Genomic DNA, 13,240 nt, shown 5'->3' with positions numbered 1-13,240 from the left:
TGTCTTGGTGACGATATCGATCGCCGGCTCGTTGATACCGATGTAGTTGCCCAGGGACTTGGACATCTTGTTGACACCATCCAGCCCCTCCAGCAACGGCATCGTCAGCACGATCTGGGGCGGCTGCCCGTGGTGTTCCTGCAGTGCGCGCCCCATCAACAGGTTGAACTTCTGATCGGTACCGCCGAGCTCGACGTCGCACTTCAGCGCCACCGAGTCGTAGCCCTGGACCAGCGGATACAGGAACTCGTGGATGGCGATCGGCTGCTGTCCCGCGTAGCGTTTGGCGAAGTCGTCACGCTCGAGCATGCGGGCTACGGTGTGCTGCGCAGCCAGCTTGATCATGTCGGCCGCGGTCATCTGGCCGAACCACTCGGAATTGAAGCGCACCTCGGTGCGCCCCTTGTCCAGCACCTTGAAGACCTGGGATGCGTACGTTTCGGCGTTGCCGAGCACGTCTTCACGCGACAGCGGCCGGCGGGTGACGTTCTTGCCGGTGGGGTCGCCGATCATGCCGGTGAAGTCGCCGATCAGGAAAATCACCTGGTGCCCCAGGTCCTGGAACTGACGCATCTTGTTGAGCAGTACGGTGTGCCCGAGGTGGAGATCGGGCGCCGTCGGATCGAATCCCGCCTTGATCCGCAGCGGGCGACCCGCCTTGAGACGCTGCTCCAGCTCCTCGCGCTTGATGATCTCGTCCGCTCCGCGAGCGATGGTGGCCAGCGCCTGTTCCAACTCGTTCATGCAATCCTCGGATTTAGTTGCCTAGACAGCCACTCGAGTGACCGACTTCACAGGGGTGAAGTTAATTGTGCGTTAACCAAGAACCTAGCGCAAACCATTGATGGAAAAGGCGTTGACACCCTTTACACATGGCCGTTACGGTACCGGCCGGTCGCAGGTTTTCGGGTGGGGTCATGCATTATGAGTGAGGGGTCGCAGGTGGCGCACGCGGCGCGCAAGCAGGCCATCCGCCGCAAGGCGCAGCGCAGGCACTCCCACTTCTACGAGCGTTGCTCGCACTGGTCGTTCAACCGCAACGGCGAGGCCGAGCCGATCCGCTGGCATCGCGAGCGCTGGGTGCTCGCTGCCACTGCGCTGTTGATCACTGCGCTGTCCGGCTTTCTGCTTCCCGCCTGGGCATCGGCCATGCGTACGCCGCCGGCCGCCGAAGCACACACGCTGCTGCCACTGGCGTTGCCCAAAGCATCGCCGGCGACGACGCAGGCACCGACCGTCGAGGACTGGCAGCGGGTCCAGGTCGAGCCGGGCCAGACACTTTCGGACATCTTCGCCAGCCAGGGCCTGAGCATGTCCGACCTGCAGCGGGTGATGGATGCGGCGGGCGATGCCAAGTCTGCGCTCCACACCATCCGCCCGCACCAGGAGTTCGACTTCCTGCTCGGCAGCGACGGCAGCCTGAAGGGCCTGCGCTTCGACCGCGACTCTGCCACCCGCGCGATGGTCCGCTTCGACGACGGCACCGCCAAACTGACGCTGGAACCGCGCGACATGGATACGCGCGAACACGTCGCGCATGGCGTGATCGACAGCTCGCTCTACGCCGCCGCCTCCCGCGCCGGGATGAGCCCCGGCATGGTCGGCAAGCTGGCAGACCTGTTCAAGTACGACATCGATTTCGTTCAGGACCTGCGCGTCGGCGACAGCTTCACCGTCATCTACGACGACATCTACCGCGACGGCAGCTACTACACCGAGGGCGACATCGTCGCCGCCGAGTTCGTCAACCAGGGCCATCGCTACACCGCCTACCGCTTCAAGAAGGCGGACGGCAACTACGGCTGGTTCAGCGAGGACGGCCGTCCAATCCAGAAGTCGTTCCTGCGCATCCCGGTCGATTTCACCCGCATCTCGTCCACCTTCAGCGCGGCGCGCATGCATCCGATCCTTGGCCGCATGCGTGCGCACAAGGGCGTGGACTATGCCGCTCCCACTGGTACCCCGATCCATGCCGCAGGTGATGGCGTGATCAAGTTCCGCGGCTGGATGCGTGGCTACGGCAACTTCGTGATCCTGCAGCACAACAAGTCGATCTCCACGGCCTACGGCCACATGTCGCGTTTTGCGGCCGGCGAGCGCGTCGGCCAGCACGTGCGCCAGGGCCAGGTGATCGGTTATGTCGGCATGACCGGCCTGGCCACGGGCCCGCACCTGCACTACGAATTCCGTGTCAACGGCGTGCAGCGCAACCCGCAGACAGTCACGCTACCCAAGCCCGAGCCGCTGCCGCAGGCCCAGCTCGCGAAGTTCGAAGCCCAGGTCGTGCGTCCGCAACTGGCCCGCCTCAAGCAGGTGGACCAGAACGTCAAGCTCGCGATGGCCAACAGCCGCCAGCACAGCGACGAATGACCCCGGCGTGGACCCCGCGGATTCGCTTTATCTCGGCCTGATCTCCGGCACCAGCGCCGACGGCATCGATGCGGCGCTGGTGAGTTTCGACGACGGCACGCCGCGTCTTCTGCTCGGACTGACCCACCCGTGGCCGGAGGAACTGCGCCAGCAGATCCTTGGCGTCGCGCAGGGGGAACTCCCTGTGGACCTCGACCAGCTCGGGCGACTGGATGTCGCCATGGGCTACGGCTTCGCCGAGGCTGCGAAACGCGTGCTGGACGCGGCCGGCGTGACGCCCGATCGGGTCCGCGCGATCGGCTCGCATGGGCAGACCCTGCGGCATCGGCCGACCGGCAGGCATCCCTTCACCCTGCAGCTCGGCGACGCCAGCGTGATCGCCGAACAGTGCGGCATCGACGTCGTCGCCGACTTCCGTCGCGCCGATGTCGCCGCAGGTGGCCAGGGCGCGCCGCTGCTGCCGGCCATGCACGCCATGTTGCTCGGCCGGCCGGGGGAGGCCCGGGTGGTGCTCAACCTCGGCGGCATCGCCAACATCACCTGTCTCGGTGCCGACGGCAGCGTGCTCGGCTTCGATACCGGCCCTGCCAATGGGCTGATGGATGCCTGGTGCGCTCGGCATCGCGGCGAACCATTCGACCGGGACGGCCGTTTCGCCGGGGAAGGACGCACGGATGAGGCGCTGCTGGACACCCTGCTCCAGGATCCCTATTTCGCCCTGACACCGCCCAAGAGCACCGGCCGCGAACATTTCCATCTGGCCTGGCTCGATCACCAGCTGGCTGGACATGCGGTCGCACCCGCCGACGTACAGGCCACATTGCTGGAACTGTCCGCGCGCAGCGTCGCCGATGCGATCGCCCGGCATGCGCCCGACACCCGGCGCGTGCTGGCCTGCGGCGGCGGCGTGCACAACCGCGCACTGATGGAGCGCCTCGCCGTACGGCTGGCGCCGGCAGCGTTGCAAAGCACCGCCAGCTACGGCGTGGATCCGGACTTCCTGGAGGCGATGGCGTTTGCGTGGTTGGCGCGGCAGCGGCTGCTGGGACGGCCCGGCAACCTGCCCACGGTCACCGGCGCGCGCGGACCACGCATCCTCGGCGCCATCTACTCCACGTCCCGCTGAACGGGGCCGTGCTCTTCGTCGCCGAAGGGCGAGGCGGCGATACCGACCAGCTGGCTCGCGGGTGCCACCGACAACGCCTGGACGGCTTCGTGGAAGGCCGCACGCTCGGCAGCGTCCCAGTGGCCGCTGAGTACCACCGCATCGGCATCGATCAGGTTCTCGGAGAAGGCGACCCCGCCGTCGCTCATGCCCAAGCCGTGCCGGAGGGCATGCAGCACCACGTCATTGATCGACCAATGGCGTGACTTGGCCAGCGCCTTGATGCGCTCGGCCATCACGTTGTCGATATGGCGTACGACGAGATCCGGCATGGTCGCCACTCCGTGTCACGCATGCCCCCTGTGCGCCGGATGGTCGCACAAACCCGACGGCCGCTACCACGCGCCAGGCGCCGACCCGCGACTCAGCGCACGTCGTAGCCACCATCCCGGAAGCGTTTGCGGATCAGGGCGAACAGAAGCACCGCCGGCACGATGCCCAGTACCGTGATGACGAAGAACCCGCCATAACCGACCGCCATCGCGATCTCGCCGGCGAAGAACCCCAGCACCTTGCCCGGCAGGTTCACGAGCGAACTGAGCAGCGCATACTGCGTGGCCGTGTGCTCGCGGTTCACCAGCGAGGAAAGGAATGCCACCGTGGGCGGACCGAGCATGCCCAGGGTAAGGTTCTCGCCCGAGATCACCAGGGTGAGCATCCACAGGTTGCCGTGATGCTGCATCAGCAGCAGGTAGAGCAGGTTGCTGGTGCCGCACAGCACGATCATCACCGCCAGCGAGCGCCAGGCACCCCATCGCGCCACCATGGCACCGCCGAGGAACACGCCGACGATGCCGATCCACACGCCGTAGATCTTGGTGATCGCGCCGATCTGCGTCTTGGTGAAGCCCATGTCGCGGTAGAACGGGCTCATCACGCCGCCGATGGTGGCCTGCTCGGGGATCTTGAACAGCAGGATGAAGGCCAGGGTGAGCAGGGCCAGCAGGAATCCGTAGCGGCGGAAGAAGTCGACGAACGGATCGATCACGCCCAGCTGCATCGCATCCAGCCAACGCGGGGGCATTTGGCGCAATACCTCCGGCTCGCGTGCGGCCAGGGTCATGGCGATCGGCGGCAGCATGCAGGCGGCCATGCCGGCGTAGATCACCGGCCAGTGCACGTGGTCGGCGGCGATCAGCGCCAGCGCGCCAGCAGTGAGCAGGCCGATGCGATAACCCAGCGAGTAGGTAGCCACCAACGCGCCCTGCGCCTCGATCGGCGCGATCTCGATGCGATAGGCGTCGATCGCAATGTCCTGGGTGGCGCCGAAGAACGCCACGATCAGCGTGGCAGCAATGAACACGGGCAGCCGCGCCGGCGTCAGCCAGGCCATCGCCAGCAGGCCGGCAGCGACCGCCAACTGCGCGAACAACAGCCAGCCACGGCGCTGGCCGAGTTTGCGGAAACCCGGCAGGCGCCAGTGGTCAAGCAGCGGTGCCCACAGGAACTTCAGCGCGTAGGTCATGCCGGCGCTGGCGATCATGGTGATCTCCGACAGCACCACGCCATGCTCTTTCAGCCAGTACGCCAGGGTACCGGCCACCAGCAGGAACGGCAGTCCGGAGGAAAAACCGAACACCGCCATGGTCCCGGCGGCCGGCTGGGTGAAGGCCTGCCAGATCGAGGGCCGCGGCGCAGCGGCGGCCGCCGGCTCAGTCGGCATAGTCAACCGTGTACGGCGCGTGGTCGGAGAAGCGCTGCTCGCGGTAGATCGAACAGTCGCGCAGACGGGCGCGCAGCGCGGGCGAGACGATCTGGTAGTCGATGCGCCAACCCACGTCGTTCTCGCGTGCGCGCCCGCGGTTGGACCACCAGGTGTAGTCCTCGCCCTCCGGCCGGAGCGTGCGGTAGCTGTCCACCCAGCCACGCTCGACCAGGCCATTGAGCCAGTCGCGCTCCTCCGGCAGGCAGCCGGAGTTCTTCTGGTTGGACTTCCAGTTCTTGATGTCCTTTTCGCCGCGCACGATGTTCCAGTCGCCGCAGATCACGTACCGGCGGTCGCTCTTCAGCCAGCCGTCGAAGATCGGTTCGATCCAGTCCATCGCGCGGAACTTGAACTGCTGGCGCTCCTCGCCGGACGAACCGGACGGGAAATACAGCGACACCACCGAGAGCTTGCCGAAGCGCGCCTCGATGTAGCGGCCCTCGTTGTCGAACTCGTCCCACCCCAGCTCGGTCAGCACGGCATCCGGTTCACGTTTGGCGTAGATCGCCACGCCGCTGTAGCCCTTCTTGCTGGTGGCGTCGCGGTAGAAGCAGTGGTGCCCGTCGGGTCGGAACATCGGATCGGTGAGCTGATCCTCCTGCGCCTTGGTCTCCTGCAGGCAGACCACATCGGCCTCCTGGGCGCGAAGCCAGGGAAACACCCCCTTGGTCGCCGCCGAACGGATGCCGTTGGCGTTGAGGCTGATGATGCGCATGCGTGCTCCTGCAGTCCGGCTTACGGTCAGGCCGGCATCATAGCAACCGTTGCAGCGGCACTCCGGGGCCGGCTCCGGGCGTTACCATGACGCTTTGCGTCGGCGCTGCCGTCGCATCCCCGACCCAGCAGACCGGAATTTCCCGTGCACGATTACCAGCGCGACTTCATCGACCTGACTCTTCAACGCGAGGTGCTTCGCTTTGGCGAGTTCACCCTCAAGTCCGGACGGATCAGCCCGTACTTCTTCAACATGGGACGGATCGACTCCGGCGCCGCGCTGGCCCAGCTGGGTCGTGCCTATGCGGCGACCATCCAGGCGTCCGGCCTGTCGGTGGACATGCTGTTCGGCCCGGCCTACAAGGGCATCGCGCTGGCCGCGGCCACCGCCATCGCGCTGGCCGAGCAGCATGGCCGCGACCTGCCCTGGGCCTACAACCGCAAGGAGGCCAAGGACCATGGCGAGGGCGGCAGTCTGGTCGGTGCGCCACTGAAGGGCCGCGTGCTGATCGTCGACGACGTGATGACTGCCGGCACCGCCGTGCGCGAGTCGCTGGCGCTGATCCGCGCGGCCGGTGCCGAGCCGGCTGGCGTGCTGATCGCACTGGACCGGCAGGAGCGGGGCCAGGGCGAGCTGTCGGCGGCACAGGAAGTGACGGCGGAGTTCGGCATTCCGGTGATCGCGATCACCCGGCTGGACGATGTGCTGGCTTACGCCGGCGAGCGGCCCTCACTCGCAGCCGAGCACGCGCGGCTGCTCGCCTATCGCGCCCGCTACGGCGTGACCGGCTAGGCGAAAAGCTCTGGCGGAGCTCACCGTACCGACCGGCGTGATCGCTATACTCCGCTCGATACGGAGGGGTTACATGCGCAAGTTCCTGATCGTTTCCGCCATGTTGTCGGTCGTCGTCAGCACCGCTGCCATCGCTCAGCAGAAGGGCAGTGCCGTGCAGTACCGCTGGCACGACGCGCATGGCCTGCTGCACTACAGCGACAGTCTTTCCGCCGACGCCATGGCCAATGGCTACGACATCGTCGACAGCCGCGGCATCGTCGTCCGCCACGTGGAGCGCCAGCTCACGGTGGAGGAGCGCGCCGCCGCCGAAAAGCAGGCCGCCATCGCCGCCGCCAAGAAGCAGGCCGAAGACGAACAGCGTCGCAACGACGATCAGATGCTTGCGGCCTATCCGAACGAGCCGGACCTGGTGAGCATGCAGAAGGACGAGCTCAATTCGATCGACCAGCAGATCTCGACCACCCGCAAGAGCCTGGCCACGCAGGAACAGGCGTTGGCCGACCTGCTCGGGCGCGCCGGCGAACTGGAGCGCACCAAGCAGCCCGTGCCCAAATACCTCAGCGACCGCATCGCCACCCAGCGCGGGGTGGTCGGCTCGCAGCGCGCCCTGCTCGAGCGCCTGCAGCAGTCGTACGTCAACACGCAGCTGCGGCAGGAGAGCCAGCTCAGCCGGTATCGTGCATTGAAGAAGCAGATCGCCGGCGACGACCCCGGCCACTGACCGTCCCGCTCAGAACGGCAGCTTCAGGCCGGGCTTCACCAGGAACAGCTGCTCGCGGAAGACCTGCTGGATGCGCTTCAGTGCGGTCGGATTGTCCGCGTCGAATCGCAACACCAGCGTCGGCGTGGTATTCGACGCCCGCACGAGACCCCAGCCATCCGGCCAGTCGGCACGCACGCCGTCGATGGTCACCAGCGTGGCGTCCGGGAAGCTGGCCTTCTCGCGGAAGGCGTCCATGAAGCGCTTCTGCTCACCCTCGGCCAGGTCGATCTTCAGCTCGGGGGTAGATACACCCTTCGGGCAGGTGGCGAAGATGTCCTCGGGGGTGCGGTCTTCCAGGTCGCCAGCGAGAATCTCCAGCAGCCGCGCGGCGGCATAGATGCCGTCGTCGAAGCCGTACCAGCGCTCCTTGAAGAAGAAGTGCCCGCTCATCTCGCCGGCCAGCTCTGCGCCGGTCTCGCGCATCTTCGCTTTCATCAGCGAGTGTCCGGTGCGCCACATCAGCGGACTGCCACCTGCATCCAGGATCTGGCCCTTCAGGTGCCCGGTGCACTTGACGTCGTAGATGATCGTGGCACCCGGCTGGCGCGCCAGCACATCCCGCGCGAACAGCATCAGGACACGGTCCGGGTAGACGATCTCGCCTTCGCGGGTCACCACGCCGAGACGATCGCCATCGCCGTCGAACGCCACCCCGAGATCGGCGCCGGTCTGCTTCACGGCGAGAATCAGGTCCTCGAGATTGGCCGGATCGGAAGGATCCGGATGATGGTTCGGGAAACTGCCGTCGACGTCGCAATACAGCGGCACGACCTCGCAACCGATACCTTCGAGCACCTGCGGCGCAAGCGCGCCCGCGATGCCGTTGCCGCAGTCCACCACCACCTTCAGTGTGCGCTCGGCCTGCACGTCCGAGGCGATCCGCTCGATGTAGTCGGGCACGACATCCAGGTTCCGGGAGCTTCCGTGCCCGTCGTCCGGCAGGTCGCCTTCGACGATGCGGCGGTACAGGTCCTGGATCGCCGCCTCGGCCAGCGTTTGCCCGCCGAGGACGATCTTGAAGCCGTTGTACTCCGGGGGATTGTGGCTGCCGGTGACCGCCACGCCACACCCGGTGTTGAGCCGGAATGCCGCGTAGTACACCACCGGCGTGGGCACCGCGCCGATGTCGATGACGTCGATGCCTGCCAGCTGCAGGCCTTCGGCCAGGGCCCCGGCCAGTTCCGGGCCGGAATTGCGGCCGTCGCGGCCGACCACGATCTCGCGCAGCCCCTGCTCGCGCATCATGCCGCCGATTGCTTGGCCCAGCCGCTTCGCCACGGGGCGGTCCAGCGTCTTGCCAACCACGCCGCGCACATCGTAGGCGCGGAAGATCGATGGGTCGATGGCCACCACCGGCGGGGGCGCCTTCGGCTGCGGTCCCGGCGGCGGTGACGCGGGCGGCGGGATGGCCGGACGTACCCGCTCGCGACGCGGTGGCAACGGGACTTCCTCCGCCGCTGGCTCCGGCGCGTCGTCGCTCGGGCGCTCCCCCCGCACACGCAGCAGCCACACGCCCGCACCCAGGCCGAGCAGGCTCAGCAGCGCAGCGAGTGGCCACTGGCGCGGCAGCACGATGAAGGCCGCCGGCAGCGCCGCCGTGACACTGAACGCGCTGTTCGGCACCGGCTTGCCGCTGTCTTCCTCGGGCACCGCCGATGCGTTTCCGTGCGACAGCAGGCCGAGGTCGGCACGGTCGTCGCCCTGGCGCAACTCGATGCGACCGCCGGCCGGAGACACCGCATTGAAGGCCCTGGCCACCGGCTCGAACGGCACTTCCACCCACGCCCAGGCGAGTGGATGCTGCAGCGGGCCGATTGGCATGGCAAAGGAGACATGCCGTCCGTCACGCGCATTCACCGATTCCGCCAGGGCGGGGCCATCGATACTTTGCGCGGCGATCAGCTGGGCGGCCTTGGCGTAGCCGAACTCGCGATAGTTGGCGTGCAGCACTTCGCCCAGGGACGGGCTGTAGAACTCCACCACCCGTGCCTCGGGCACGGCCGCCTTCACCGCCGCCACGGCGGTATTGGCGTCGGCCGCCAGCGTGGCGGGGTCGACGCGATCCAGCGCGTTGCGGACGGCACGGCGCTGACCGTCCAGTGCGGACGAGACCGCCCTGACCGCTTCGGCCTGGGCCTGGTGGACGCGATCGTTGGCTTGTCCCTCGTTCGCGATCAGCCATGCCTGCCAGCCGGCAAACAGGCCGAGCACGATCAGCAGCGTACCGACGGCCAGCGGCAGCAGACGCCTCCAGTCGACCTCGGCCAGTGCTTTGGTCTTCCCCCAGCTCAAACCCATCCCCGCCCCCGCAGATCAGTTGATTCCGGTCGATCCGAAGCCGCCCTGCCCCCGTTCCGACGGTGCGAACTCTTCCACCACCTTCAGCCGTGCCTGTGCCACCGGCACGAGCAGCAGTTGTGCGATGCGGTCGCCCACCCCGATGGTGACCGGCCGGGTGCCGCGGTTCCAGCACGAAATCATCAATGGCCCCTGATAATCGGCATCGATGACGCCGACCAGGTTGCCCATCACCAGGCCCTGCTTATGCCCCAGGCCCGATCGCGGCACGATCAGCGCGCACCAGCCGGGATCGCCGATATGGATCGCAAAGCCGCTCGGGACCAGCAGCGTCTCGCCCGGAGCGAGGGTGGCCGGGGCCTCCAGCGCGGCACGCAGGTCCATGCCTGCGCTGCCCATGGTGGCCGGTTCCGGTAGCGGAATACTGTGGCCCAGTCGCGGATCGAGGATCTTCAGTTCGACGTCGATCACGCGCGCGTCCCCCGGAAGCGCTCGGCCACGCAGGCGACCAGTTCACGGGCCAATTCGGCCTTGCCGGCCCGCGCCAATTCGCGCGAACCGCCGTTCCAGTAGAGGGTGAGCGCGTTGTCGGCGGTCTCGAACCCCAGGCCCTCGCCCACCTGGTTGGCGGCGATCATGTCGAGCTTCTTGCGGTGCAGCTTGTCCTGCGCGTAGGTCGCCACGTCGTGCGTCTCGGCGGCGAAGCCGACCAGGAACGGATGCTCCGGCAACGCCGACAGGCTGGCGAGGATGTCGGGGTTTTCCGCCAGGGTCAGCACCAGGTCGGCACCGGCCTGCTTCTTCAGCTTGCATGGCGCCACCTGCTCCGGTCGGTAGTCGCCGACGGCCGCCGACGCAATGTAGATATCCGCGCCCGCCGAAGCCTCCAGCACTGCCGCATGCATCTGGGCCGCGCTGCGTACGTCGATGCGACGGGCCACGCCGGCAGGCGTCGTCAGGCTCACCGGGCCGGCCACCAGGGTGACCCGGGCGCCGGCCAGGACACAGGCTTCGGCTACGGCAAAGCCCATCTTTCCGGAACTGCGGTTGCCGATGAAGCGCACCGGGTCGATGTCTTCGTAGGTCGGGCCGGCACTGACCACCACGTGGCGCCCGGCCAGCAGGCCGTTGCCGAACGAGGCCGCCAACGCCTCGCGCAGGTCCAGCGGCTCAAGCATGCGGCCGGAGCCGATGTCGCCGCAGGCCTGCTCGCCGGCCGCCGGGCCCAGCACGGTCACGCCGCGCGAGCGCAGCGTGGCCAGGTTCGCCTGCACCGCCGGGTGCGCCCACATCTGCTGGTTCATCGCCGGCGCCACCGACACCGGGGCGGCGCTGGCCAGGCACAGCGTCGTGAGCAAGTCGTCGGCCTGGCCGTGTGCCAGCCGCGCCAGCACGTCGGCGCTGGCCGGGGCAATCAGGATGCGCTCGGCCCAGCGCGCCAGCTCGATGTGACCCATGGCCGCCTCGGCCGACTCGTCCCACAACGAGACCCGCACCGGCGCGCCGGAGAGCGCCTGGAAGGTGGTCGGCGTGACGAAGTGGGTGGCGCCCTCGGTCATCACCACGCGCACCTCGGCGTCGAGATCACGCAGGCGGCGGACCAGTTCGCAGGACTTGTAGGCGGCGATGCCGCCGGACACGCCCAGCAGGATGCGACGGTGGGCAAGACTCATGGTTGGGCCCGTGATTCGTTTGGCCCGGTAGCTTACCGGAATCGTCCGCCGCGGCCCGCGCGAGCCGGACGGACGATCGTGGTACCGACTCACGCCTCGACGCGCGGATGCAGCAGATCGCCCAGGCCGATCCGCCGCAGCAGTTCCGCGCGCACCCGGTCGGCCACGCCGTTGACCACTTCGGCGCCGTCCTGCGCCGGATCGACGTGGACGCGGAATGGCCGGCGGCCATGCGGCGCATCGACCACCGCCACGATGGCTGCGGCGACCGCCTGCGGATCGGCATCGGCCGGCTCCAGCGCGGCCAGCCCGCGCAGCGCGACGTCGGCGAGGTCGGCCGTCGGCCCTTCGGCGTAGGCCGTCGCCACGGCCACGTCCGACGGCTGGCCGGCATGGGCGAAATGGTTGGTGCCCTGGGTGAAAGCCCCCGGCACGACGATGCTGCTCTCGATACCCCAGCGCGCCAGCTCGCCGGCGTAGCTCACCGCCAGCGCGTCCATGCCGGCCTTGGCGGCGAAATACGGGGCGAGATACGGCGGCGTGCCGCCGCGGGTGCTGGAAGATGACACCCACAGTAAAAGGCCTCGACCGCGCGACCTCAGATGCGGCAGCACGGCGCGGTTGACCCGCTGCGTGCCGAGCACGTTGGTGTCGTAGAGCGCGGCGAACTGCTCGGGCGTGAACGCCTCGGCCGGCCCGTAGGCCATGTGGCCGGCGTTGTGCACCACCACGTCGAGGCGGCCCTGGATGGCCAGGATCGCCTCGATCGCCGCATCGACCGACGCCTGGCGGGCGATGTCCATTTCGATCGCATGCAGGTCCAGCCTCTCGCCGCTGGCGAGCTGCTGCAGGCGCTGCACGGCCGGGGCGTTGCGCCCGTCGGTTTCGCGCATGCCGGCGTACACCGCGTGACCGGCACGAGCCAGGGCGATGGCGCTCATCCAGCCGAAACCACTGGAGGCGCCGGTGATGACGATGACTTGCTTGATGGTCATGGCTGCGCCTCCTTCAGACCATGCCGCCGTTGGCGCGCAGCACCTGGCCGTTCACCCAGCCGCCGTCCGGACCGGCCAGGAACGCCACCACGCTGGCGATGTCTTCCGGCGTGCCCAGGCGCTCCAGTGGCGCGGCCTTGGCCAGCTGCTCGACCAGCGCGTCCGGCTTGCCCTTGAGGAACAGCTCGGTGGCGGTCGGCCCCGGCGCCACCGCGTTGACGGTGATCCGCCGGCCGCGCAACTCCTTGGCCAGGATCGGCGTCATCCCCTCCACCGCCGCCTTGCTGGCAACGTAGGCGCCGTAGGTGGGCAGCAGGGTGCCGACTAGGCTGGAGGAGAAATTGATGATGCGACCGCCCTCGCGCAGCCGACGACCTGCTTCGCGCATGGCGTTGAAGCTGCCCTTGAGGTTGATCGCGATGATGCGGTCGAACTGGTCGTCGTCCACTTCGACCAGCGGCGCCTGCTGCAGCACGCCCGCGTTGTTCACCAGCACGTCTATACCGCCGAACGCGGCTTCCGCGGCATCGAACATCCGCCGTACGGCAGCCGGGTCGGCCACATCGGCCTGGGCGGTCAGCGCGCGGCCGCCGGCCGCTTCGATATCGGTCGCCACCGCCGCGGCGGCGCGGGCATCGCCGGCGTAATTGACGACCACGGTGAAGCCGTCGCGAGCCAGACGACGGGCGATGGCGGCACCGATGCCGCGCGAGGCGCCGGTGACCAGGGCGACGGGGGAGATGGGGCTGGACATGGGTTCA

13 protein-coding genes (1 of these 13 cut by a window edge) are annotated in these 13,240 nt (G+C 68.1%); 4 read left to right on the top strand and 9 right to left on the bottom strand.

The genetic code is table 11. From position 1 onward, the window contains the following. A protein-coding gene (gene tyrS / locus ATSB10_RS15000) for a tyrosine--tRNA ligase (protein WP_063673555.1) crosses the window boundary here: on the bottom strand, positions 1 to 744 show its 5' portion. The gene continues 468 nt to the left of window position 1, outside the view; 744 of the gene's 1,212 nt are visible here — the first part of the coding sequence; it begins with the start codon at positions 742 to 744; the stop codon falls past the left edge of the window. A gap of 180 nt (positions 745 to 924) precedes the next feature. On the opposite strand from tyrS, the gene ATSB10_RS14995 reads away from it, so the two are divergent. Together ATSB10_RS14995 and ATSB10_RS14990 are read left to right on the top strand one after the other, a co-directional pair. Continuing rightward, positions 925 to 2,370: an OapA family protein gene (locus ATSB10_RS14995; RefSeq protein ID WP_063673554.1), complete on the top strand. Its 1,446-nt coding sequence runs from the start codon at positions 925 to 927 to the stop codon at positions 2,368 to 2,370. Positions 2,371 to 2,377: 7 nt separating this feature from the next. Next, a complete protein-coding gene (locus ATSB10_RS14990) occupies positions 2,378 to 3,496 on the top strand; it encodes an anhydro-N-acetylmuramic acid kinase (protein WP_063673553.1) in 1,119 nt (372 codons plus the stop codon). On the opposite strand, the gene ATSB10_RS14985 is transcribed toward ATSB10_RS14990, so the two are convergent. The 3 genes from ATSB10_RS14985 to ATSB10_RS14975 form a co-directional block, all read right to left on the bottom strand. After that, on the bottom strand, positions 3,478 to 3,807 hold the full coding sequence (locus tag ATSB10_RS14985) for a hypothetical protein (protein ID WP_063673552.1): 330 nt from the start codon (positions 3,805 to 3,807) through the stop codon (positions 3,478 to 3,480). The genes ATSB10_RS14990 and ATSB10_RS14985 overlap by 19 nt on opposite strands. 92 nt (positions 3,808 to 3,899) lie before the next feature. Then, complete coding sequence (locus ATSB10_RS14980) at positions 3,900 to 5,198, bottom strand: AmpG family muropeptide MFS transporter (RefSeq protein WP_236886437.1); 1,299 nt, start codon at positions 5,196 to 5,198, stop codon at positions 3,900 to 3,902. Continuing rightward, positions 5,188 to 5,955 carry an exodeoxyribonuclease III gene (locus ATSB10_RS14975; protein ID WP_063673551.1) on the bottom strand — a complete coding sequence of 256 codons (768 nt, stop codon included), beginning with the start codon at positions 5,953 to 5,955 and terminating at the stop codon, positions 5,188 to 5,190. Before ATSB10_RS14975 ends, ATSB10_RS14980 begins: the two co-directional genes overlap by 11 nt. 144 nt (positions 5,956 to 6,099) lie before the next feature. Between ATSB10_RS14975 and pyrE the strand changes: the two genes are divergently transcribed. Continuing rightward, on the top strand, positions 6,100 to 6,747 hold the full coding sequence (gene pyrE / locus ATSB10_RS14970) for an orotate phosphoribosyltransferase (RefSeq protein ID WP_063673550.1): 648 nt from the start codon (positions 6,100 to 6,102) through the stop codon (positions 6,745 to 6,747). A 73-nt stretch (positions 6,748 to 6,820) separates the two neighbouring features. Next, positions 6,821 to 7,471, top strand: coding sequence for a DUF4124 domain-containing protein (locus ATSB10_RS14965; protein WP_063673549.1), 651 nt, complete (start codon positions 6,821 to 6,823; stop codon positions 7,469 to 7,471). Between the two features lie 9 nt (positions 7,472 to 7,480). On the opposite strand, the gene ATSB10_RS19765 is transcribed toward ATSB10_RS14965, so the two are convergent. The 5 genes from ATSB10_RS19765 to ATSB10_RS14940 all read right to left on the bottom strand — a co-directional run bounded on the left by ATSB10_RS19765 (position 7,481) and on the right by ATSB10_RS14940 (position 13,233). Continuing rightward, entirely contained in the window at positions 7,481 to 9,811 is a 2,331-nt protein-coding gene (locus tag ATSB10_RS19765; protein WP_063673548.1) for a phosphomannomutase/phosphoglucomutase, read from the bottom strand. Positions 9,812 to 9,826: 15 nt separating this feature from the next. Next, the gene (gene dut, locus ATSB10_RS14955) at positions 9,827 to 10,282 is read right to left on the bottom strand and encodes a dUTP diphosphatase (RefSeq protein WP_063673547.1); all 456 of its coding nucleotides are present in this window, start codon (positions 10,280 to 10,282) and stop codon (positions 9,827 to 9,829) included. Beyond that, positions 10,279 to 11,484 (bottom strand): bifunctional phosphopantothenoylcysteine decarboxylase/phosphopantothenate--cysteine ligase CoaBC, encoded by a 1,206-nt coding sequence (gene coaBC, locus ATSB10_RS14950; protein WP_063673546.1) that lies wholly within the window; start codon positions 11,482 to 11,484, stop codon positions 10,279 to 10,281. Before coaBC ends, dut begins: the two co-directional genes overlap by 4 nt. Positions 11,485 to 11,573: 89 nt before the next feature. Further along, positions 11,574 to 12,473, bottom strand: coding sequence for an SDR family oxidoreductase (locus ATSB10_RS14945; RefSeq protein ID WP_205631145.1), 900 nt, complete (start codon positions 12,471 to 12,473; stop codon positions 11,574 to 11,576). A gap of 19 nt (positions 12,474 to 12,492) precedes the next feature. Continuing rightward, entirely contained in the window at positions 12,493 to 13,233 is a 741-nt protein-coding gene (locus ATSB10_RS14940; protein WP_063673544.1) for an SDR family oxidoreductase, read from the bottom strand. Positions 13,234 to 13,240: the final 7 nt, after the last annotated feature.

The organism is Dyella thiooxydans (genome assembly GCF_001641285.1).
Lineage (GTDB): Bacteria > Pseudomonadota > Gammaproteobacteria > Xanthomonadales > Rhodanobacteraceae > Dyella_A > Dyella_A thiooxydans.
Note: the sequence above shows the minus strand (reverse complement) of the source record. Positions and strands in the feature narration are given on the sequence as shown.